General features: G+C 68.7%; 19 protein-coding genes and 8 tRNA genes. 7 read left to right on the top strand and 20 right to left on the bottom strand.

Features of this window, described 5'->3' with window-relative positions:
• Positions 1-22 precede the first annotated feature (22 nt).
• Positions 23-937 (bottom strand): glutaminase, encoded by a 915-nt coding sequence (locus J2X20_RS14965; RefSeq protein ID WP_310266114.1) that lies wholly within the window; start codon positions 935-937, stop codon positions 23-25.
• 32 nt (positions 938-969) lie between these two features.
• On the opposite strand from J2X20_RS14965, the gene J2X20_RS14960 reads away from it, so the two are divergent.
• Entirely contained in the window at positions 970-1911 is a 942-nt protein-coding gene (locus J2X20_RS14960; protein ID WP_310266112.1) for a class I SAM-dependent methyltransferase, read from the top strand.
• On the opposite strand, the gene J2X20_RS14955 is transcribed toward J2X20_RS14960, so the two are convergent.
• From J2X20_RS14955 to J2X20_RS14885, 15 genes are all read right to left on the bottom strand, one after another.
• A complete protein-coding gene (locus tag J2X20_RS14955) occupies positions 1856-3361 on the bottom strand; it encodes a serine/threonine-protein kinase (RefSeq protein WP_310266109.1) in 1506 nt (501 codons plus the stop codon). The two genes, J2X20_RS14960 and J2X20_RS14955, sit on opposite strands and share 56 nt — an antisense overlap.
• Positions 3354-4226 (bottom strand): Tll0287-like domain-containing protein, encoded by an 873-nt coding sequence (locus J2X20_RS14950; RefSeq protein WP_310266107.1) that lies wholly within the window; start codon positions 4224-4226, stop codon positions 3354-3356. The genes J2X20_RS14955 and J2X20_RS14950 overlap by 8 nt, the downstream gene beginning before the upstream one ends.
• Positions 4227-4361: 135 nt before the next feature.
• Positions 4362-5579, bottom strand: a complete 1218-nt coding sequence (locus J2X20_RS14945) for an RtcB family protein (protein WP_310266105.1) — start codon at positions 5577-5579, stop codon at positions 4362-4364.
• Between the two features lie 15 nt (positions 5580-5594).
• Positions 5595-6371 (bottom strand): hypothetical protein, encoded by a 777-nt coding sequence (locus J2X20_RS14940; RefSeq protein ID WP_310266103.1) that lies wholly within the window; start codon positions 6369-6371, stop codon positions 5595-5597.
• A 49-nt stretch (positions 6372-6420) separates the two neighbouring features.
• Positions 6421-7566, bottom strand: a complete 1146-nt coding sequence (locus J2X20_RS14935) for a slipin family protein (RefSeq protein WP_310266102.1) — start codon at positions 7564-7566, stop codon at positions 6421-6423.
• A gap of 500 nt (positions 7567-8066) precedes the next feature.
• Positions 8067-8627 carry an HNH endonuclease gene (locus J2X20_RS14930; protein ID WP_310266100.1) on the bottom strand — a complete coding sequence of 187 codons (561 nt, stop codon included), beginning with the start codon at positions 8625-8627 and terminating at the stop codon, positions 8067-8069.
• A gap of 42 nt (positions 8628-8669) precedes the next feature.
• Positions 8670-8745: transfer RNA gene (locus J2X20_RS14925), tRNA-Gln, on the bottom strand.
• A 12-nt stretch (positions 8746-8757) separates the two neighbouring features.
• Positions 8758-8842 (bottom strand) — tRNA-Leu (locus J2X20_RS14920).
• Between the two features lie 10 nt (positions 8843-8852).
• A tRNA-His gene (locus J2X20_RS14915) sits at positions 8853-8930 on the bottom strand.
• A gap of 27 nt (positions 8931-8957) precedes the next feature.
• A tRNA-Asp gene (locus J2X20_RS14910) sits at positions 8958-9033 on the bottom strand.
• Between the two features lies 1 nt (position 9034).
• Positions 9035-9111, bottom strand: a tRNA-Pro gene (locus J2X20_RS14905).
• Positions 9112-9215: 104 nt separating this feature from the next.
• A tRNA-Glu gene (locus tag J2X20_RS14900) sits at positions 9216-9357 on the bottom strand.
• 10 nt (positions 9358-9367) lie between these two features.
• Positions 9368-9443 (bottom strand) — tRNA-Ala (locus J2X20_RS14895).
• A 41-nt stretch (positions 9444-9484) separates the two neighbouring features.
• Positions 9485-9642 (bottom strand) — tRNA-Arg (locus J2X20_RS14890).
• 370 nt (positions 9643-10012) lie between these two features.
• Positions 10013-10192 (bottom strand): hypothetical protein, encoded by a 180-nt coding sequence (locus J2X20_RS14885; RefSeq protein ID WP_310266097.1) that lies wholly within the window; start codon positions 10190-10192, stop codon positions 10013-10015.
• A gap of 158 nt (positions 10193-10350) precedes the next feature.
• Between J2X20_RS14885 and J2X20_RS14880 the strand changes: the two genes are divergently transcribed.
• On the top strand, positions 10351-10716 hold the full coding sequence (locus tag J2X20_RS14880; protein ID WP_310266096.1) for a hypothetical protein: 366 nt from the start codon (positions 10351-10353) through the stop codon (positions 10714-10716).
• Here the strand turns inward: J2X20_RS14880 and J2X20_RS14875 are convergent, their stop codons facing one another.
• Together J2X20_RS14875 and J2X20_RS14870 are read right to left on the bottom strand one after the other, a co-directional pair.
• On the bottom strand, positions 10717-12084 hold the full coding sequence (locus J2X20_RS14875; protein WP_310266094.1) for a sigma-54-dependent transcriptional regulator: 1368 nt from the start codon (positions 12082-12084) through the stop codon (positions 10717-10719).
• Positions 12065-13849, bottom strand: a complete 1785-nt coding sequence (locus J2X20_RS14870) for a sensor histidine kinase (RefSeq protein WP_310266092.1) — start codon at positions 13847-13849, stop codon at positions 12065-12067. The genes J2X20_RS14875 and J2X20_RS14870 overlap by 20 nt, the downstream gene beginning before the upstream one ends.
• 134 nt (positions 13850-13983) lie before the next feature.
• Here J2X20_RS14870 and J2X20_RS14865 point away from each other — a divergent pair, with 134 nt between their 5' ends.
• The 5 genes from J2X20_RS14865 (at position 13984) to J2X20_RS14845 (ending at position 19223) form a co-directional block, all read left to right on the top strand.
• A complete protein-coding gene (locus J2X20_RS14865) occupies positions 13984-14586 on the top strand; it encodes a DUF4166 domain-containing protein (protein ID WP_310266090.1) in 603 nt (200 codons plus the stop codon).
• 137 nt (positions 14587-14723) lie between these two features.
• Positions 14724-16193 (top strand): TIGR01777 family oxidoreductase, encoded by a 1470-nt coding sequence (locus J2X20_RS14860; protein ID WP_310266089.1) that lies wholly within the window; start codon positions 14724-14726, stop codon positions 16191-16193.
• Positions 16174-17100 carry a hypothetical protein gene (locus J2X20_RS14855; protein ID WP_310266088.1) on the top strand — a complete coding sequence of 309 codons (927 nt, stop codon included), beginning with the start codon at positions 16174-16176 and terminating at the stop codon, positions 17098-17100. Before J2X20_RS14860 ends, J2X20_RS14855 begins: the two co-directional genes overlap by 20 nt.
• Positions 17101-17159: 59 nt before the next feature.
• Positions 17160-17828, top strand: a complete 669-nt coding sequence (locus J2X20_RS14850; protein ID WP_310266086.1) for a response regulator — start codon at positions 17160-17162, stop codon at positions 17826-17828.
• A complete protein-coding gene (locus tag J2X20_RS14845) occupies positions 17829-19223 on the top strand; it encodes a sensor histidine kinase (protein WP_310266084.1) in 1395 nt (464 codons plus the stop codon).
• On the opposite strand, the gene J2X20_RS14840 is transcribed toward J2X20_RS14845, so the two are convergent.
• Positions 19180-19782, bottom strand: coding sequence for a 2OG-Fe(II) oxygenase family protein (locus J2X20_RS14840; RefSeq protein WP_310266082.1), 603 nt, complete (start codon positions 19780-19782; stop codon positions 19180-19182). The two genes, J2X20_RS14845 and J2X20_RS14840, sit on opposite strands and share 44 nt — an antisense overlap.
• A 49-nt stretch (positions 19783-19831) precedes the next feature.
• The gene (locus J2X20_RS14835) at positions 19832-20596 is read right to left on the bottom strand and encodes a ParA family protein (protein WP_310266081.1); all 765 of its coding nucleotides are present in this window, start codon (positions 20594-20596) and stop codon (positions 19832-19834) included.
• Positions 20597-20634 lie beyond the last annotated feature (38 nt).

Here is a 20634-nt window from a genome sequence, read left to right as displayed (position 1 = left end):
TGCGATCAACTACTGAGTTGATTCAGAACACCGACAGCCCCGTCTTCGCGACGAAGAGCTCCAGCGCGCGGCGGCCCAGCAGCGAGTTGCCGGTCGGGTCCAGCGCCGGCGACCAGACGCACAGGCTGAGCTGGTCGGGCACGACGGCGACGATGCCACCGCCGACGCCGCTCTTGCAGGGCAGGCCGATGCGGAAGGCGAACTCGCCGGCCGCGTCATAGGTGCCGCAGGTCAGCATCAGCGCGTTGACGCGTCGCGTCTGCGCTGCGCTGAGGACGGGCGTGCCGGCCAGCGGATGGCGGCCGTCCCGGCACAGAAAGCCGGCGGCACAGGCCACCTGCTCACACGTCATCGCGATGGCGCATTGGTTGAAGTAGACGTCCAGCACGGTGGCCGCGTCGTTGTCCAGCGTGCCGAAGCCCTTCATGAAGTTGGCCAGCGCGGTATTGCGAAAGCCGGTGTCGGCCTCGGACCGGGCGACCTCCGCGTCGATGTGCACGGCTTCGCCACACAGCCGGCTCAACAGGGCCAGCAACTCGGCCTTGGCGTCACCCTGCGAGACCAGGCGGTCCGCCACGGCAATCGCGCCAGCATTGATGAAGGGGTTGCGCGGGATGCCGCGCTCGCTTTCCAGCTGCACCAGCGAGTTGAAGGGGCTGCCCGAAGGCTCGCGGCCGATGCGATCCCACATGGCCTCGCCGAGTGCGCGAATGGCCAGCGTCAGCGAGAACACCTTGGACATGCTCTGGATGGAGAAGGGCGTCGCGCTGTCGCCGGCCGCCGCCGTCTTGCCGCCGCAGGTGCGCAGCGCGATGCCGAACTGCAGCGGTGACACCCGCGCCAGGGCCGGGATATAGCTGGCGACCTTGCCGCCGGCCGTGGCGAGCTGGGGGCGCAGTTCGGCGTTGATCTCGTCGAGGATGAGCTGGAAGTCCATGGGCGGGATTCTGGCCTCGAGAATGGCGCCCCATGCAAGCCCTGCTCGACGCCATCGCCGCCACGGCGGCCCTTCCTCAAGACGCCCAGCGCCTCTTCCACGGTCGCGGCGGCCTGCATCCCGGCTGCGAGCATCTCGCCCTGGACATCTATCCGCCGGTCCTGGTGTTGACCAGCTTCAAGCCTCTGGCAGAGGACGAGCTGGCCAGCGTTGCCGCTGCGATCATTGCGCGTTGGCCCGAGCTGCCCTGGATCTACCAGTGCCGCGGCGAGCGGGCGCAAACGCGGCTGATGGCCGGCTCCATTCCCGAGCCCCATATCGTCACGGAAGCCGGCACGCGCTATGCCGTGCACCTGCTGCGCGGCCAGAACCACGGGCTCTTTCTCGACATGGCCGAGGGCCGGCACTGGGTGCGCGAGCACGTGAAGCCGGGCGCCAAGGTGCTCAACCTGTTTGCCTACACCTGCGCCTTCTCGGTCGTCGCGCTGCAGGCCGGCGCGGCGGAGGTGATCAACGTCGACATGGCGTCAGGCGCGCTGGCCATCGGCCGCACCAATCACGAGCTCAACGGCGTGAAGGCCGGCGCCAGATTCCTGGCCCACGACATCTTCAACTCCTGGGGCAAGCTGACGCGTGTCGGTCCCTATGACCTCGTCATCTGCGACCCGCCCAGCTTCCAGAAGGGCAGCTTTGTCGCGACCAAGGACTATGCGCGGCTGGCCAAGCGACTGCCGGCGCTGCTGGCGCCGGGCGGGCTGGCCCTGCTGTGCCTGAACGCGCCGGAGCTGGGCGTGGATTTCCTGCGCGCGGCGGTCGCGGAAAGCGCCCCGGAGCTGGAGTTTGTTGGCCGGGTGGCCAACCCCGCCGCCTTCGGCGATGTGTCGGAGGACAGAGCGCTGAAGGTGCTGGCCTACCGGCTCAGCTCAGACGCCCCAGCTCTTTCAGGAACTTCTCCCGCGCCGCCGGATCGTTGACCGCTTCGGCCAGCCGGTTGAAGAACACGGCCCGGCTGTCCGTGCCGTTGGCGGCGCGCTTGACCAGCACCTTGGCGATGGGCCCGACATGCTGGGCCAGCAGGGCCTGGGCTTTGTCCATGACGGCCGCGTTGAGCGGGCCGCCGATCATGGTGCCGCCTGCCGAGCCGCCTGTTGCGCCACGGGATCCGCCCGCGGAGGGTGAGCCGGCCGTGCCGCTGCCCGCCGTGCGGTGGTGGTGGCCGCCCGTGACGAGGCTGGCCTGGCCGAGGAAGGCGTCGCGGGCGCGCGGGTCGGTGACCTGCTCGGCCAGCTTGCTGTAGAGCTCGTTGATGTCGTGGCACTCGCGCGCCGCGCGCCGCACGAGGACGCTGGCCAGCGGGCCGACATGCTTGGCCAGCGTCAGCTCGGCCTGCGTGAGCTGGGCCTTGTCCCAATGCGAGGGCGTCGGCGCGCTGGCGGTTCCCACCGAGCCGACCGAGCCGCCGGTGCCCGGCAGGGAGGTGCCGGCCAGCGATGGCGGCGCATGGGTCGGCGTGGCCAGGGGCTGGGCGGGCTTGGCGCGAGCCGGCGCCAGCATGATGGTCTTCTCCCACGACGACTCATCGATGACCTGGCCCATGCCATCCGTCAGCGCCTGCTTGAATTCCGCGGCGGTGGCGTAGCGGTCGTCGGGCCGCTTGGCCAGGGCCCGGGCGATGATGGCGTCGAACCAGCCGGGTCGCTCGACGCCTTCCACCGTCGACGGTGGCTGGGGCATGTCGTTGACGACCTTGTACATCAGCGCCTCGGTCGTGCCGGCGAAGGGCGCGCGGCCGGTGAGCAGCTGGTAGAGCACCACGCCGGCGCCATAGATGTCCACGCGGCGGTCCATGGGCTTGCCCAGGAACTGCTCGGGCGCCATGTGGCTGGGCGTGCCCACCATGTAGTGGGTCTGGGTGAGGTTGGTGCTCTCGATGCGGGCAATGCCGAAGTCGGCCACCTTGAGCCGGCCCGCCGTCGTCATGATGATGTTGGCAGGCTTGATGTCGCGATGCCAGACGCCCTTCTCGTGGGCGTGGTCAAGCGCATCGAGCAGCTGGCTCATGATGCCGGGGATGTCGGTGTCGGTGAAGCGGACCTTGGCGCTGAGGTAGCTCGCCAGGGAGCGGCCCTCGACGAACTCCATCGCGATGTAGGCGACGTTCTCGGCGCGGCCGAAGTCGTAGACGGCGACGATGCCGGGGTGATGCAAGCGGCCCGCCGCCTGGGCCTCGTTGCGAAAGCGCGAGGCCGGCGCGCCGGGGCTGTCGTCGTCGGCGTCGAGTTGGGTGCGGATGGTCTTCAGCGCGACGGTGCGCTGGATGTCGGGGTCGAAACCCTTGTAGACGACACCCATCGCGCCTTCACCGAGGACCTCGGTGATGCGGTATTTGCCGAGCGTCTGCGGGTGCTTGGAAGGTTCAGGCATCTAGCAACTTCATGGCCTGCACGACGCTGGCGCGCATGCGCGAGAAGGAATCGGACAGGGTGGCGATCTCGTCCTTGCCGCCGGTGGTGAACTCGGGCGCCTCCAGGTCACCCTGGCTGACGCGGTCGGCCAGGGCCGAGAGCTTGGTGACGGGGCGCACGACCAGCACCCACACCATCAGGTTCAGCACGATGCCGACGGCAACGAAGACGCCGATCAGCGAGGTGATGAAGACCTTGAAGGTCTGGTCGGCGCGTTGCAGCGGCACGCCCAGGGGCACGGAGACGATCTGGGCGCCGATGACCTCATTGAGGTTCCAGCCGAAGCCGTTGGCGGGGCCGTATTTGGCGACCATGGTGGCCGGGGCGGCCTCGACGCTGCTGTGGCAGGCCAGGCAGGCGGGATCGGTGATGCGCAGCGGGCGGGCGATGTAGAGCGACGGGCCGGCGGGCGTGTCGCGCACGCCCGTCGTCTCCTTCAAGTCGGCCGCGCTGCGGAACTGGCCGACGATGTCGACTTCCCAGCTGGTGGCCCGGTCGCGCGGGTTGGTCGGGTTCAGCGTCGCCTCCTTGTAGGCGAACTCGGGGTGCTTGGACAGCAGCGTGCCCAGCACCTCGGTGGCCGAATAGCTCGGCACCGTCTGCGGCAGGAATTCATTGGCCATCTGGGACACCAGCAGCGGCTTGATCTGCGTATTGGTGTAGGCGCGCACGGCCAGCGCCTTTTCCATCAGCATGCGCGCGCTCTCGACAACCTCCTGCTGGGCGTTGTTCTGCAGCAGATTGCGGGCGATATAGCCGCTGAGAGCGATGCCCAGGCTCATCACGAGCAGGTAGACGAGATTGAATTTGGCGAGCAGTTTCATGGTGAATTTTTCCCCGAGGGCGGCAATGGTAGTGCGCCCATAGGGCTGAGTGGTTGCGTGCTTGCGCGTGGTTCCCGGTGCAAATCCACAAAAAAAAGGGCGCCCGACCGAAATCGGGCGCCCTGGGGCGGTGCGTCAGCCTTTGACGCAGACGACTTGCTTGAGCGTGTGCACCACGTCCACCAGCTCGCGCTGGGCGGCCATGACGGCGTCGATGTCCTTGTAGGCCGCGGGCGTCTCGTCGATGACATCCTTGTCCTTGCGGCATTCGACGCCTTCGGTGGCGGCGCGGTGGTCGGCCAGCGTGAAGTGGCGCTTGGCGTCGCCGCGGCTCATCACGCGGCCGGCGCCGTGGGAGCAGCTTTCGAAGCTCTCGGCGTTGCCCTTGCCGCGCACGATGTAGCTGCGCGCGCCCATGCTGCCCGGGATGATGCCGAGCTGGCCCGCCTTGGCGCTCACCGCGCCCTTGCGGGTCAGCCAGACCCCCTGGCCGAAGTGGGTTTCCTTTTGCACATAGTTGTGGTGGCAGTTCACCGCCTCGATATGGCTCTGGAAATTCTTGCGGATCACCGTCTTCGCGGCTTCGATGACACGCTTCATCATCAGCTCGCGGTTGAGGGCCGCGAACTTCTGCGCCCAGCTGACGCTGCGCACGTAGTCGCCGAAGTAGCGGCTGCCTTCCTCGAAATAGGCCAGATCGCGGTCCGGCAGATTCGCCTGGTGGCGCATCGCGTCCTGCTTGGCCAGTTCGATGAACATCGTGCCGATGAAGTTGCCCACGCCGCGCGAGCCCGAGTGCAGCATGAACCACACGGCGCCCGCTTCGTCCAGGCAGACCTCGATGAAGTGGTTGCCCGAGCCCAGCGTGCCCAGGTGCTGGATGTGGTTGGTCTTGGCCAGCTTGGGGTAGTCGCGGCAGAGCTCGGTGAACTCGGGCTCCAGCTGCGCCCAGGCCGTATTGACCGAACCGGGCGGCTGCTGCCAGGCGCCCGGGTCACGGTTGCCGGGCTGGCGGCCGTGGGGCACGGCGCGCTCGATGGCCGCACGCAGCGGGCCGAGGTTGTCGGGCAGATCCTCGGCCGTCAGCGTGGTCTTGCAGGCCATCATGCCGCAGCCGATGTCCACACCGACGGCGGCCGGGATGATGGCCTTGACGGTGGGGATGACCGAGCCGACGGTCGCGCCGATGCCGTAGTGCACGTCCGGCATCGCGGCGATGTGCTTGAAGACGATGGGCAGGCGGGCCGCATTGGTGAGCTGGCGCTTGGCCGACTCTTCGACGGGCACGCCCTGAGTCCACATCTTCAGCGGGACGCCGCCGGGGACGTCTTCGTGGATGTGTTGGGGGTCCATGATTTTTTCTTTCTATCAATAGGTCAGGTGATCGAACACCGCTTCCACCATCAACGGGAATGGTGCGCAGGTGTTGGACGGCGTTTGTTCGACCTGATCCAGGAAATGAGGGCGCAGCAGCTTTGTCGTGAATGCTGTCTTGGTTGCGGGGGCCTGCAACCAACTTTTGAACACCGCTTGCAGCTGCGGTCGATCGGTCGCGAATGCGTTGCTGATCCAGTGATCGCGCCAGTAGCCCCAGTAGGTGCTCTCGACGAACCGGATCGTGGATTGCGGGCTCTGGTGTTGAGTCCAGTGCTGCAGCAAGGGCTCCAGCGCAAGCCCGGCGTAGTCCGCCATTACCAGCAGGGCGAGAGGGTCTTCGAGGTCGTACCAGATGCCCTCGGCTGCCCATTCGCCGCGCAGGCAGGCGTCGAAGCAGGCGAGCATGAAGGTGTCGAGCACAGCTCGTTCCTCCGTGCTGAACGCATCAGCGGGGCAGCGTCCGACACGATCCAGAGCCAGCTCGATCGAGTGATGGGTTTCCTCTCCGGCCGCCAGCAGTTCCAGCAGGCGCGGCAGCAAATACTTCAACTCATCGGCCGATTGGCCTTCAACGGACTTGGCACCGGTGCTGTATTCGTAGAAATGCAGCCGCGTCAGCTTGCGCAGCGGCACGGCTCGCATCTCGCGCTCCAGCTCCTCGTCCATGCAGCAGAACGTGCAGACGTCCAGCGGCTGGGTGGGTGCCGTGTAGGCGCCGAACACGTCATAGGCGCGCCGCACGGCCGCTTGCAATGACGGCGTGGTCATGGGTTCTCCTTGAGTTGAAGCCCCGCCGGGCAGGCCGGCGGGGCGGCACTCAACGGAGCTTCACCAGCCCGTTGAGCACCTGGTCCAGACCTCCGAACACGGAGATCTTGTCGATGCGCTCGGCCACGCGTTCCAGCGTTTCCAGCTCCTTCAGGCGCAGGGCGACGGGGTTGTCCTCCATCACCTTGGCCGTGTTGAGCAGGGCGCGCGTCGCGGCGGTCTCCTCGCGGCGGCGGATCACGTTGGCCTCGGCGGCCTTGCCGGCCTCCACCACCTGGGCGAGGATGGTCTTCATCTCGCCCGGCAGCACGATGTCCTTCACGCCCACGCCGTCCAGCTGCAGGCCGTAGCCCACCAGCTTCGCGGTGACCTGGGCGGTCACGACCTCGTCGATGACCGACTTGTTCTCCAGCAGCTCGTCCAGCGTGCGGGTGCCCACCGCCGCCCGCAGCCCGAACTGCAGCTCGCGGTAGAGGTAGTCCGCCGGCTTGGGCAGCGCCTGAAAGGCAAGCAGCACGTCGGCCGGGCTCGAGTAACGCCAGTTCGCCGAGAGGTTGAGCCGCAGCGCGACCTTGTCGCGGGTCAGGATCTCCTGGCCCGAAACCTCCAGCGCCTGCAGACGCAGGTCCACCAGCTCCACGGCCACGTTGCGGCCGAACTTCCAGAACGCATGTGCGCCGGGTTCCAGCAGCCGCTCGACCTTGCCGTCGACGCGCAGCAGGCCGGCGCCGTGTTCGGGCACCTCGACCTGCAGCACGCCGGTCAGGCCGGTCACCGCGCGCGGACGCAGTTGCGGCTGGGCCAGACGTGCGGCGACGGCCGCGGGCAGCTCGGCGGAGGCGCGCAGGTCGATGACCTCGACCTGCACGTCCACCAGGCCGCGCCAGTACAGGCGCCGCGTGGACGGCGGCAGCACTTCGACCAGCAAGCCGTTCTCGGTGCGCAAGCCGGCCTGGTGCTCGTTCAGTTCGACGCGCAGGAACTCCGCCTCGACGACCTCGGGCTCCTTGGCCATCAGATAGTCGGTCAACGGGTGCACGAAGGCCGGGGCACCGATGTTGAAGAGCTCGACCTTGAGCTCGTCCATGCCGGCGAACAGCCAGTGCGTGCCGGGCTGCAGCACGCGTTCGAAATCGCCATTGCGCAGCAGCAGGCCGCGCTCGTTCTTCTTCACAGTCACACGCTTGATCGTCATGGTGTTCTCCTTGTGGTGACGCGTGTTGAGGGAGAGGGTGCCGTTACAGGGACCCGTGCGGACGCCGGATGCCAGGGCCTGGAGCCGCGGTGCGCCTTGACCGCCCCCCTCCCTGAAGGCGATCGCGGCTGGCCGTGGATGCACAGCCCCGCTTGCCCGGCGCGCGAGCGCGGGCCGCTGATGCGCGGTCCGGCCGGAGCCGGGGCGCACGTTCGGCGGGTGGTCTTTCGACCGGTTTTGTTTTGGAGTGGGAGTCGAACCCACGACACACGAATTACGAGTTCGTTGCTCTACCGATTGAGCTATCCAATTGCCAATTGGCTGGAATGAGGGGACTCGAACCCCTACCCTTGCGGGACGCCTGTCATCCCAATATCAACCGATTCCAGCAGGGCGGCATACGCCGTGACGACAGGCGGAAACCTGGCCACGGCGCACCGGCGGGGCATGGGAACCCCGACCTGTGAGCCTTTGCCTTTCTCGGCAGATTCGTTGGCGCCTCAGCTGAGGCGTGATCCTTTGGGCAGGCGCGCGGCCAGCCAGTCGTGCACGTCGGCGCGGATGTGGCGGCCCTTGAGGATGAAGTCCTCGAAGCGGCTCGGCACAAACGGCGCGAACAGCAGCGGCATGCGGGCCTCGTCCGGCGTGCGGTCGGCCTTGCGCGAATTGCAGGCGCGGCAGGCCGCGACCGTGTTCATCCAGCTCAGGGCGCCGCCACGGCTGGCCGGCACGATGTGATCGACCGTCAGCATGCGGGCGTCGAAACGCTCGCCGCAGTAGGCGCAGGTGCAGCGGTCGCGCTTGATGACCTTGCCCTTGCCGTAGACCGGCGTGATGTCGAAGAGGTTGAGCCTCGACGAGCCGCGCAGCGCCACGATGGGCGGTACTTCCAGCATCGACTGGCGGCCGGTGGTGCTGTTGAAGCCGCCACGCAGCACGGCCAGCGGCTGCTCACCGGCCGACCACACGACGGCGTCGGTAGCGACGAGGGTTGCGGCCTGCTCGACCGAGATCCAGGCCTGGGGGAGGCCGGTGATGTCCAACTGCAGAACGTCGTGCATGCTGACCTCCTTTCTTTGGGCTGGGCACGATGAATGAATGAGTGGCAGGGGTAGCAGGGCTTGAACCTGCAACCGGCGACTTCAAAGGCCGCTGCTCTACCGATTGAGCTACACCCCGGTTGAAGTGAATTGGTCCCCTCGGTCCGGATCGAACGGGCACGCCTCGCGGCCCCGGCTTCTGAGACCGGTGCGTCTACCTATTCCGCCACGAGGGGACGATGCGCTTGGGGGTGACCGACCGGAGTTGAACCGGTGATGCCAGGGTCACGACCTGGAGCCTTGGGCCTCTAGGCGACGGCCACCCCCAAGCGCACGTGAAAAGAAAGCAAATGGCGCCGCCAGCGGGTTCCGACCCCGCGACCTCCGGTTCGACAGACCGGCGCTCTTCCAGCTGAGCTATGGCGACATGGTCCGGGCGGCACGAGTTGAACGTGCACCCACCTGCTCCCAAAGCAGGCGCTCTACCTGGTTGAGCTACACCCGGATATTGAAGGAAAGGTTGTCGGTGACGGGTTCCGACGCCGCCCAATCGTTGCGGCCGGTTTGCGCCCGTCGAAGCGTGAGCTCGACAACGGGCTTCGGGTTGAGTGGTACCCCGTGCGGGAGTGCTGGCGCCCTGCGCCAGGCCTGCGGCCCGCAGCAAGCTGCGTCCTGAGCGGCTTCGCCGCTCAGAGTGAACCCGCCTCTTCGGCTTGAAGGGCCGAGGACCTCACCGGAAGTCCAACGGGGCCTGGTGATGGTGGTGGAAGCGGCCGGCATCGAACCGGCAACCGTCTGCTTGCAAGGCAGGTGCTCTCCCTGTTGAGCTACGCCCCCATGAAGTTCATGTTGCTTGCACTAAGGCCATGCAAGCCATGTGGTGCCTCGTGGACGACTCGAACGTCCACCTTGCAGGCCGCGCGTTCGCAGAGCGAACGCCCTTCGGCAGGCACAGGCTGCGCGCAGGCGCACCCTGTGTCCGGCCTCAGCCTCCGGCTTCGTAGACCGGCGCTCTGCTCCATTGAGCTAACGAGGCAAAAGAGAAACTCCATCTCGGCTGTGTCCACACGCGACGCGACTGGCTTGCGCAAGCCAGGGACGCATCGCTGCACGCGACAGGCGGCCGCCCGAGCGCACATGCACACCGGGTCGACCAATGCTTGTGCGTGGGCACACCCGAGATGGGGCAGGGCTGCCGAGACTGGGTCTTGGCGCCTGCCGTTTGTGAGCGCTGCGCGGGCCTGAGCCAGCGCGGCACTCGGTGCAAGTTGTTAATGAGCGGGCGCTGCGCAGGCGCAGCGGCGTCGAGGCAGCCTCGGCGCTGTGTTCGTTTGAACAGGGGGAAAAACAAGAGGCCCGGTTCCTTGGCAGGAGACCGGGCCTCGAATGAGCGTGGAAGGTCGGCGTCAGCCGGGTCCTTCACCCGATAGGTTGATGTCATCAGTCTCACGACCGCAGTCGTGTGCATAGGCGACCGGTGCGGGCAAGCCCTGCAGCTTCGATCCCTGGCCCTGCGCCATACGCGCGGCATCACACCGGCTCAGGAAGCCGATGGTGGTGATGACGGTGACGAGATGGCGGTTCATGGCAGAGGGCAAAAAAGCGGTTCGGTCGTCGGTTGGGATGGGTGGAAGAGCTCAGTTGTCCTGAGCGAATATGCGCATTGTTAAGAGTTTTCACTTCATCGTCAACACCTAGAATTCATGTGAAGTGTTTTCACAACACCGCGCCGCAGCCTTCACACGTGTCCAGTCCCGCCACCATCCGTCGCCTCAACGCCATCGCGTTGTTCCAGTCCTTCGCCGAGGAGCGCATCAACGCGGGCGACCCGCCCAAGGGCCTGGAGGCCGCCTGGGCCGCGCGCATCGGGGTCAGCGGCGCGACCTGGTCCATGGCCAAGAGCGGCGCGCGGCCGCTGGGCGACAAGCTGGCGCGGCAGATCGAGCACCTCTGCGGAAAGGAGTCCGGTTGGCTCGATGAAGAGCGGGAACCTACCGGCCTTACGCCCGCCGAACAGCAGTTCCTCTCGCAGGCGCTGAAGACCTATCGCGCCACCAACAGTGACGGGCGCAAGAAGCTCAGGCAGTGGCTGAAGGAATTCGGCAACTAGCTAACGCAGGCCCAGGCGGGTCAGCTTCTTGATGAGGCCGACCCGCGATACGCCCAGCTGGCGAGCTGCTTCGGATTGGTTGCCACCGGCGGCGCTCATCGCATCCTGGATCAGACGACGCTCCAGCTCGTTCAATGCCGCGTCCAGCACGCCAGTGCTTGCAGCAGGTTCGATGCTGCGCGGGGCTTCCGAGCTGTCGCCCGCGGCCAGGCGCAACAGCTCGGTGTCGACCTCATGCTGCTCCGGCAGCAGCAGCGCGCCGGCCGACTCGACGATGGCCTTGAGCTCACGCACGTTGCCCGGCCAGTCGCGTGCCGTGACCCAGGCCAGCGCACCCGCTGAGAAGCGCGCCTGCGGCGCCCCGCGCTGCAGGAAGCGCGCCGCCAGCAAGGGCACGTCGGCCATGCGTTCGGCCAGGGCCGGCGTGCGCAGCACGACGCCCTTGAGACGGTAGTAGAGGTCCTCGCGGAATGCCCCGTCGCGCACCATGGCTTCGAGGTCGCGATGCGTGGCGGCGACGACGCGGGCCTCCGCCGTCTTTTGCACGCGGCCACCCACGGGCACGAAAGTCCCCTCCTGCAGGAAGCGCAGCAGCTTGACCTGCATGGCCGGTGGCATCTCGCCGACCTCGTCGAGGAAGAGGGTGCCGCCGTGCGCCGCTTCGACCAAGCCGGGCTGATCGCGGTAGGCGCCGGTGAAGCTGCCTTTCATGTGACCGAAGAGCTCGCTCTCCAGCAGCTCGGCCGACAAGGCGCCGCAGTGCACGACGACGAAGGGGCCGTCGCGACGCGGGCTGCCTTCGTGCAGGGCACGAGCCACCAGCTCCTTACCTGTCCCCGTTGGGCCCAGCACCAGCACGCTGACGCGCGTCGGCGCGACACGTCTGACCATGGCACGCAATTGCTGCATGGGCGGCGTCTGGCCGACCAGGCCGAGGTCGTCGGCGCCCTGCTCGGCACGCAGCCGCAGCAGCTCGGCTTCCAGTCGCGACTTGCGCAGCGCGCGGGCGACGACGAAGCGCAGCAGATCGGGGTCGATGGGTTTGGTGATGAAGTCCCAGGCGCCCAGCTCGGCGGCGCGCAGGGCCAGCTCATGCTCGCCATGCCCCGTCAGCACGATGACGGGCACGCCTGCCAGGCGCGGGATCAGCTCCAGGCCGCGCTCGGGGTCCATATGCGGTGGCATGGCCAGGTCCAGCAGCACCAGCTCGGGCCGCTGCGCGGCGAAGCGGGCCAGGGCCGCTTCGCCGTCGCCGGCGATGTCGACTTCGTGCCCGAGGCTGCGCAGGAAGCCGCCGCCCAGGCGCTGGAAGGCGGCCTCGTCGTCGACCAGCAGCACGCGGCCGGTTTCAGGGTTGGATGGGGTCATGGGGAAAGCTCAGCGTGAAGCAGGTGCGCCAGCCGGGGCGCTCGTTGAGGGCGGCGGTGCCGCCATGCGCGGCCATCACGCGGGCGACGATGGCCAAGCCCAGGCCGGTGCCACCGGGGCTGCGCGAGGCAAAGGGCTCGAACAGCCGCTCGCGGATGGTCTCGGGCACGCCGGGGCCGTCGTCGCAGACATACAGGCGCAGGCCGTCGGCGTCGCGCTCGGCGTCGACATGGACGGCGCTGCCGCTGGCCGTGCGGGCGTTCTCGACGAGATTGGTCAGGGCTTGTTCGACGCGGCGGGCGTCCAGCAGCGCCGGCAGCGGCTGCTGCAAGCCGGGGCCGATTTCAACGCCGGGCTGGCGGCGCGCCACTGTCTGCACGAGGGTGGTGACGTCGACCTCGGCTGGTGCGAGTTTCCAGGGTTTGGCGTAGTCCAACAGGTCGCGTGTCAGATGGGCGATGCGGTCGACCTGCTCGGCCACCTCGCGGCGGGTGTCGCTCGGCGCCATGGCGACGGCCATCGAGATGATGTTGAGCGGGTTGCGGATGTCGTGGGCCACGGTGGCGGCCAGGGCGCCCAGTTCGGCCAAGCGTGCCTGCAACTGCCGCTCGCGTTCGCGGGCGGCGAGCTGTTGGGCCTGCTCGACGCGCATGGCGGCTTCCACGATCAGGCTGCCGAAGAGTTCGGCCAGATGCCGCTGGCCCGGCGGCGCGGCTGCCCAGCCTTGCAGCTCGAGTCGCCAGGGGACACGGCGGCAGTTCAGCCGCGGCAGGGCGGGTTCGGTTTCGGCGTCGAAGACGACCTCGACCGGCATGCCCAGGCGCGTGCCCAGCAGCCGTGCGGCGAGCAAGCCGAGTTCGTCCAGCGTCTCCGCCGGCAGCAGGGCTTCGCGCCAGGCCTGCAGGTCGGCGGCCGAGGCCTCGCCGCCCGGGTAGATCAGGCGCTGCACAAAGCGCCGCACCGGCCCGCTCAGCGCGAGGCAGCCGGCAGCCACGGCCACGCCGCTGAGCCAGCGCGACTCGAAAGGCAGCAGCAGCGGCATCAGGCCGACGATGCCGACGCCGATGGCCAGCAGCAGCGTCCACACCAGGGCGCGGCCGGCCCAGGCATTGGCGACGAACACGCCCCAGCGCAGCACGCCGTAGACGAGGATGACCGGGTAGAGGGGCAACAGCAGCAGCGGCACCGGGTAGACAGGCAGGCGCAGCATCACCAGCGCGTAGCCGCTGAGGCAGAGCAGCCCCCAAAGGCAGGACGCGGTGACGGCCGCAATCTGCTGGCGGGCCGGCGGCCGGGCCCGCGCCAGGCCGCTCAGCAGCACGCCCACGCCAGCGATGCCCAGCACGATCCAGGCGATGCTGGCCAGCCAGCCCACGGTGCTGGCCATGGCGATCCAGCCCACCGGCTCGATCCACACCAGGTGGCCCGACACCCAGAACTGCGCGACCAGCGAAGACAACCCGCTGTACGCATACGCCGCCGTCACCCAGCCCCGGCTCAAGGGCACGCGGCAGAACACGACGCAGAAGTGGAAGAAGAAGGCCGACACGAAGGGCGCCATCGACATCAGGCGCAGGGCGACAGGCTCGGCCTCCACACCCCACCAGTTGGGCAGCTCGTTGCCGGTGATCCAGACCGCGATGCCGGCCAGGAAGGCGGCCAGCAGCCGGCCGCCGGCCACTCGGTCAGACCACCAGAGCAGCACGCCGGCCAGCACCAGGGTCTCGAACAGCGAGAAGCCCAGGGCGAAACGGATCAGCAGCATGGGGTGTTAACGAAGTTGACAAGTGGGGCGTCCGGCACTGTATCCGAGGTATGCGCATTGCGGATGTAATTTCAATGAAATCAATCACTTAGGAGGTGAATCGGGCCTGGCATGGTTGTCGCGATAGAGGGGGCATGAACGCCGCCCAGCCCCTCGACCTCTCCGCCCTCATCGGCCCCGCCGCCTGGGCCCGCCTGCCCGCCGCCGTGCAGCGCCGCTTTGCCGCCGGCCATGCCGAGGCGACCTACCACGGCCTGATGGACATGCGCTGCTCGCGCCTGGGCCGCGTGCTGGCCTGGCTGGTCAAGCCGCTGCGCAGCCCGCTGGCCGCGGCCAATGCCAGCGGCGTGCCGACGACGGTGCGGGTGCGGGCTGTCGGCGCCGGCGTTGTCTGGGAGCGCAGCTTCGAGAACGGCGTCGGCCGCGTGTTCTCGACCAAGGAGCTGGATGCCGGCGGCCGCCTGCAGGAGCGCACCCGCGGCGGCCTGGGCATGGCGCTGAACGTCTTCGAGCACGACGGCGCCCTGGTATTCCAGAGCCACCGCTACTTCCTCGACCTGGGCGGGCTGCGCCTGGTCATGCCCCGCCTGCTCAGCCCTGGTACTTGCCGCGTCGAGCACCGCGACCTGGGTGATGGCCTGTTCCGCTTCACGCTCTCCATGGACCACCCCGTCTGGGGAGAAACCTTCCACCAAACCGGCGTGTTTGTTGACCCCTCGCCCGACCTCGCCGGCTGAACGCTGGCGAGTCCGGTCGGTCCCCCGAGGGGACGGCGATGCATGCCGGATTGACCGGCAGGCATCGCCCAACGCGGGCCGGCTAGGGAGCGGCCCGGCGCTCGGCCCGCAAATGCACACAACCAAGGATCACTGACATGAACCTCCTCTTCACCCTGCTCAGCGTCCAGGCCGTCATGGGCGCCTTCGACAACCTCTGGCACCACGAGCTGCAGGCCAAGCTGCCGCAGCGTCCGTCGGCCCGGCGCGAGCTGGCCCTGCATACGGCCCGAGAGGCCATCTACGGCGTCGTCTTCATCGGGCTGGCTTGGTGGGAATGGCAAGGGCTCTTTGCCGCCGTGCTGGCTGCGTTGCTCGGCGCCGAGGTCGTCATCACGCTGGCCGACTTCCTCGAGGAAGACCGCAGCCGCAGCCTGCCGGGCTTCGAGCGAGTACTGCACACGCTGCTGACCATCAGCTATGGCCTCTTCCTGGCGATGCTCGCGCCGGTGCTGTGGAACTGGAGCCAGGAGCCGACGCGATTGCTGCCCGCTTCCAACGGCTGGTGGGCGCCGCTGCTGACGGCCTATGGTGTCGGTGTGCTGGCCTGGAGCCTGCGCAATCTGATCGCCGTGCGCCGTCTGGCCCGCATGCCCGTGCCGCCGAACCAACCGGCCTCGATGCGCCGCCAGCCGGCTGTCCTCGTCACCGGCGCGACCGGCTTTGTCGGCCACGCCGTCGTGGCCGAGCTGGTGCGCGACGGTCGCCGTGTCATCGCGCTGTCCCGCGACTTGCGCCAGGCGCGTGGCCTGTTCGGTCCCGGCGTCTGGGTCGTCGACGACCTGGACGCCATCCCCTCCGAGACCCGCATCGAGGCCATCGTCAACCTGGCCGGTGCCCGCGTGCTGGGCCTGCCCTGGACAGTCGCACGCCGCCGCACGCTGATGGGCAGCCGGGTCGGCATCACGCAACGGCTGGTCGCGCTGATGCGCCGCCTGGAGCAACGCCCTCGCGTGCTGGTCAGCGCGTCGGCCGTGGGCTTCTACGGCGCCGTCAATGACGGCACAGCTTGCACCGAAGCCAGCCTGCCCAAGCCCGGCGAGTTCCAGTCCGACCTCTGCGCCGCCATCGAACACGAGGCCCGCCGCGCCGAGGCCCTGGGCGTGCGTGTCGTGAGGCTGCGCTTGGGCGTCGTGCTGGGCCGCGAGGACGGCGCCTATCCCCTGCAAGCCCTGGCGGCGCGGCTGGGATGCGGGGCGGTGCTGGGCAATGGCCGACAGCCAGCGCCCTGGCTGCATCGCGACGATGCCGTGGGCCTGATCCGCTTCGCACTGCAGCAGAGCGAACTCTCGGGTGCCGTCAATGCCGTGGCGCCCGAGACACCGCGGCAGGCCGACTTCGCCCACGCCCTGGCCGCCTCCTTTGGCCGTCGTGCCTGGCTGCGCATGCCGGCCTGGCCGCTGCGCCTGCTGGCCGGCGAGATGGCGACGCTGCTGCTGGACGGCCAGAACGTCGTGCCCGCCGCGGCCCTCGCCGCCGGCTACCGCTTCCGCCACCCGACGCTGCAGGCCGCCTTGGCCGACCTGGCCACGCGGCATGATGCTGGCCATGAATCCATCGCCCATTGACCGCTGCAACGACGGCAGCCAGCAACCGCCGCGGCTGCGCCGCGACATCAACCTGGGCACGATGGCCGAACTGCCGCGCGGCTCGACCGGCTGGCGCGCCAGCCACGCCGAGCAGCTGGCCCTGTTGAAGGTCGACGGCCATGAAGCCGTGCAGATCTGGCAGCCCACGGCGGCGGCCGCCCAGGCCGCGCGTGACGCCGGCCTTGCCGTCACCGGCATCTGCCGAGCACTGACGCCACCGGACGTCGACGCCATCGTGCGCGAGCAGTGCGATTTCGGCTGCGAGATCACGACGCTGCATGTCGGCAACTCCTTCGAGACCGACGCCGAGATGGATGCGCTGGCGGCAGCCGTGCTGGAGACCTCGGCGCGCCATGGCCACCCGGTCTATATCGAGACCCATCGCGGCACCATGACCCAGGACCTGCGCCGCACGCTGGACCTGGTCGCGCGCTTCCCGGCCCTGCGCTTCAACGCCGACCTGTCGCATTGGTACACCGGCCATGAGCTGACCTATGGCGGCGAGTTCTACGACCGCGCCGCGCGGCTGCAGCCGGTGTTCGAGCGCGTGCGCTTCCTGCATGCCCGCGTCGGCAACCCGGGCTGCATCCAGACCGGCCTGGACGACCCGGGTGACTACCTCGGCCATTTCCGCTGGATGTGGCAGCGCTGCTTCGAGGGTTTCCTGCGCGGCGCCGGACCCGGCGACTACCTGAGCTTCAACGCCGAGCTGCTGCCGCAGAAGATGGGCGCCGACTTCTGGCTGCACTATGCCCAGCCGCGCCCGGATCTGGCGGGCGATGCGCTCAATGGCGAGCCCAGCGACCGCTATGCCGACGCCGCGCGGCTGTGGCGGATTGCGAACGAATGTTTCGAGGCGGCACGCAGCCGCCTTGCCACGGCCTGACGGGTCGCGACAGCCCTGCGTCAGCACTTCGGCCGCTCTCGCGCCATACTTCCACCACCATGCGCATCCTGCTCGTCGAAGACGACGAACAACTCGTCGAAACCACCGCCCGCGCCCTGCGCTCCCAAGGCTGGGTCGTGGACTGCACCGCCCGCGGCGAGCCCGTGCCGCGCTCGCTGCGCGAGGACGCCTACGACCTGCTCATCCTGGACATCGGCCTGTCGGGCATCGATGGCTTCGAGACCCTGCGCCGGGTGCGCGGCGAGGGCATCGCCGTCCCGGTGCTGATCCTGACCGCCCGCGACGCCGTCGAGGACCGCGTGCGCGGCCTGGAGGGCGGCGCCGACGACTACCTCGTCAAGCCTTTTGCGCTGACCGAACTGGTGGCCCGCGCCCGCGCCCTGGTGCGGCGCAGCCAGGCCCGCACCAGCAACCAGCTGCAACTGGCCCGTCTGCGCATCGACCAGGAGGCGCGCCGCGCCTATATCGAGGACGAGCCTCTGGCTCTATCCGCTCGCGAATGGGATGTGCTGGGTTTCCTGATGGCGCGGGCCGGCAAGGTCGTGCCCAAGGAGCACATCGCGCTGGCCAGCAATGCCTGGGACCAGGGCGTCAGCGACAACGCCATCGAGGTCTGCCTGTCGCGGCTGCGCGCCAAGATCGAGCCGGGCGGCGTGCAACTGCGCACTGTGCGCGGCCTCGGCTACCTTCTGGAAGAAATAGGCTGAGTGGCTGAAGCGCCGCGCTCCAGCCTGCAGCGGCGGCTGTTCGGCTGGCTGATGCTGCCCCTGCTGGTGGCCCTGCCGGTGCTCGGCACGGCGCTGTACGAGCAGGTCAGGCACAGCGCCCAGAGCTGGCTCGACGAGGGCCTGGAAGACACCGCCCTGACGCTGGCCGGCCAGATCGACGTGCGCAGCGGCGAGCCGCGCATCGACGTCAGCGCCACCATGGATCGCGCCCTGCGCTTTGACCGCCAGGACGATGTCTTCTATCTCGTGCTGTCGCCGCGCGGGGAGGTACTGCAGGGCGACGCCGGCCTGGCGGAGCTGCAGCCCCGGCCCGCGCTGCAGGCAGCCGGCCATACCTATTACGGCGATGTGAGGCTGCGCGGCCGCGAGCTGCGCCTGGTGCAGCTGGGCCAGGACTGCGGCAGCGGCGTCTGCCAGATCCTCGTCGCCGAGACCCTGCACAAGCGCGACGCCCTGCAGCGCGAGATCGGCAGCTCCGTCGCCCTGAACGGCGGCGCCCTGGCCCTGCTGCTGGCCCTGGCCGGCTGGTGGGCCATCCGCCAGGGCCTGGCGCCCTTGACCGGACTGAGTGCCGAGCTGGAGCACCGCGACCTGCATCGCCTCACGCCGCTGACCGCCAGCCTGCCGCGCGAGCTGGTGCCGCTGCAGGCCGCCTTCAACCGCCTGTTCGAGCGCCTGGGCCGTGCGGCCGGCGCCCAGCGCGAATTCCTGGCCGACGCGGCCCACCAGCTGCGCACGCCGCTCACATCGCTGCAGACCGAGATCGAGCTGGCCATGCTGGAGCCGCACGACCAGCGCGTGGACCCGCTGCTGCAGCGCCTGCGCCAGCGCGTCGTGCGCAGCGCCCGCCTGGCCCAGCAGCTGCTGTCGCTGGCGCGCGCGGAAGACCGCAGCGTCGACGTCGGCCAGCGCATCGACCTGCGCGACATCGCCACCGAAAGCGGCCAGGACTGGGCCCACCGCGCCCTGCCCAGCGGGGTCGACCTCGGCTTCGAGTTGGCCGAGGCGCCGGCCCTGGGCCATGCCTTCCTGCTGCGCGAACTGCTGGAGAACCTCATCCACAACGCCGTCAGCTATGCCGGCGCGGCGGCTCGCATCACGGTGCGCTGCGGCAGCGGGCCCGAGGGCTCTTGGCTGGAGGTGGAGGACAACGGGCCGGGCATTCCGGCAGCGGAGCGTCCGGCGGCCATGCAGCGCTTCCGCCGCGGCAGCAGCGCCAGCGGCACCGGCAGTGGCCTGGGTCTGGCCATCGCGGCCGACATCGCGGCCCGCCATGGGGGCCGCCTGGAACTGCTGGATGCGCACTCGGGCCCGGGCCTGCGCGCCCGCCTCAGCCTGCGGCCCTTGCCGCCGGATCCAGCCCCAGCTGCTTGAAGAGATTCATCGCGACGACGACGCGCCGCCCCGGCGTGGCCGGCACCTCGTGCATGGTGATGCCGGGAAACATGATCAGCGTGCCCGGCCGCGGCTGGAAGGCGCTGGTCTTGGAGAACACCAGCGGCGCGCAACCGGGCTCGGCCTCCAGGTAGACGACGCAGCTCAGGTCGGCCGGCCAGTGGTTGTGTGGCGCCGTGTAGTCGGCCTGTTCGTAGATGGCGCCCCAGCAATGGGTGACCAGCAGGTCCAGCCCGAGCGAGTCCAGCTCTCCCGACCAGGCCTTGGGCGCCGCCGCCTTGGCGATCTCGACGACGCTGGCGCACAGCGGCAACAGCTTGTCGTTGAGCATGTGGCTCTTCCACGGGCTCATATAGACCGACTTCACATTGGACGCCGGCGACTGCGGATGGCTGATGCGCAGCTCGGCTATGGCCTCGCGCGCCAGCTGCAGCCGGTCGGCAATGGGACCCAGCTCGGCAATGATGACGGGCAGCTCGGTCTGCACACTGGCGCCGACAATTCGGACAGCTTCGGGCACGGATTCGGAAGTGCTCATGCCGCCATTCTGGCCGCAGGCGCCGGGCGGACAAGGCCCGAAAAGCCGGTCAGCCCAGGGCTTCGTACAGGGCCTGCAGCTCCTGCGTCAGCTTGTGGCGCGCATCGAGATGGATCATGGGCCGGCTCAGCTCGTGGGACTCCTTGACCTTGACGCTGCTGGACAGATAGGGCTCCAGCAGCGGCAGGCCTTCATCCAGCAACTCCTGCACGACGCGCTGCGGCAGCGAGGCGCGGGCCTGGAACTGGTTGACGACGATGCCCTCGACCGACAGCTCGGGCGCATGGTCGGCACGGATCTCCTCGACGGCTTCCAGCAGGCCGTACAGGGCCCGGCGCGAGAAGTCGTCGCAATCGAAGGGGATGAGGCAACCCTGGGCCGCGATCAGGGCCGAGCGGGTGTAGAAGTTCAGCGCCGGCGGCGTGTCGATCCAGATCTCGTCGTAGTCGTCCGCCAGCGGCTGCAGCGCGTCGCGCAGCTTGTAGATCTTGTAACGGCTCTCCAGCTTGGAATGCAGCTCGTCCAGCTCGGGGCTGGCCGGCATCAGGTGCAGGTTGTCCCAGGGCGTCTCGGTGACGAAGTCGGTGGCCGCTGGCGGGCGCACGGCGAACTTCAGCGTCGACTCGAAGAATTCGGCCGAGCCCGCCGCGCCCTCGTCCAGCGCATCACCCATCTGATAGCGGCTGGTATTGCCCTGGCGGTCCAGGTCGATGACCAGCACCCGCTTGCCGCCGGCCGCGGCGATCGCCGCCAGGTTGCTGGTGATGGTGGACTTGCCCACGCCACCCTTCTGGTTGAACACGACTCGCCGCATCGCCGACTCCCTTGCTGCTGCTGGATGCGGCGATTGTG

This window comes from Roseateles saccharophilus, from assembly GCF_031458095.1.
GTDB lineage: Bacteria > Pseudomonadota > Gammaproteobacteria > Burkholderiales > Burkholderiaceae_C > Pelomonas > Pelomonas saccharophila_A.
This window is presented reverse-complemented; position numbering and strand designations above follow the sequence as displayed.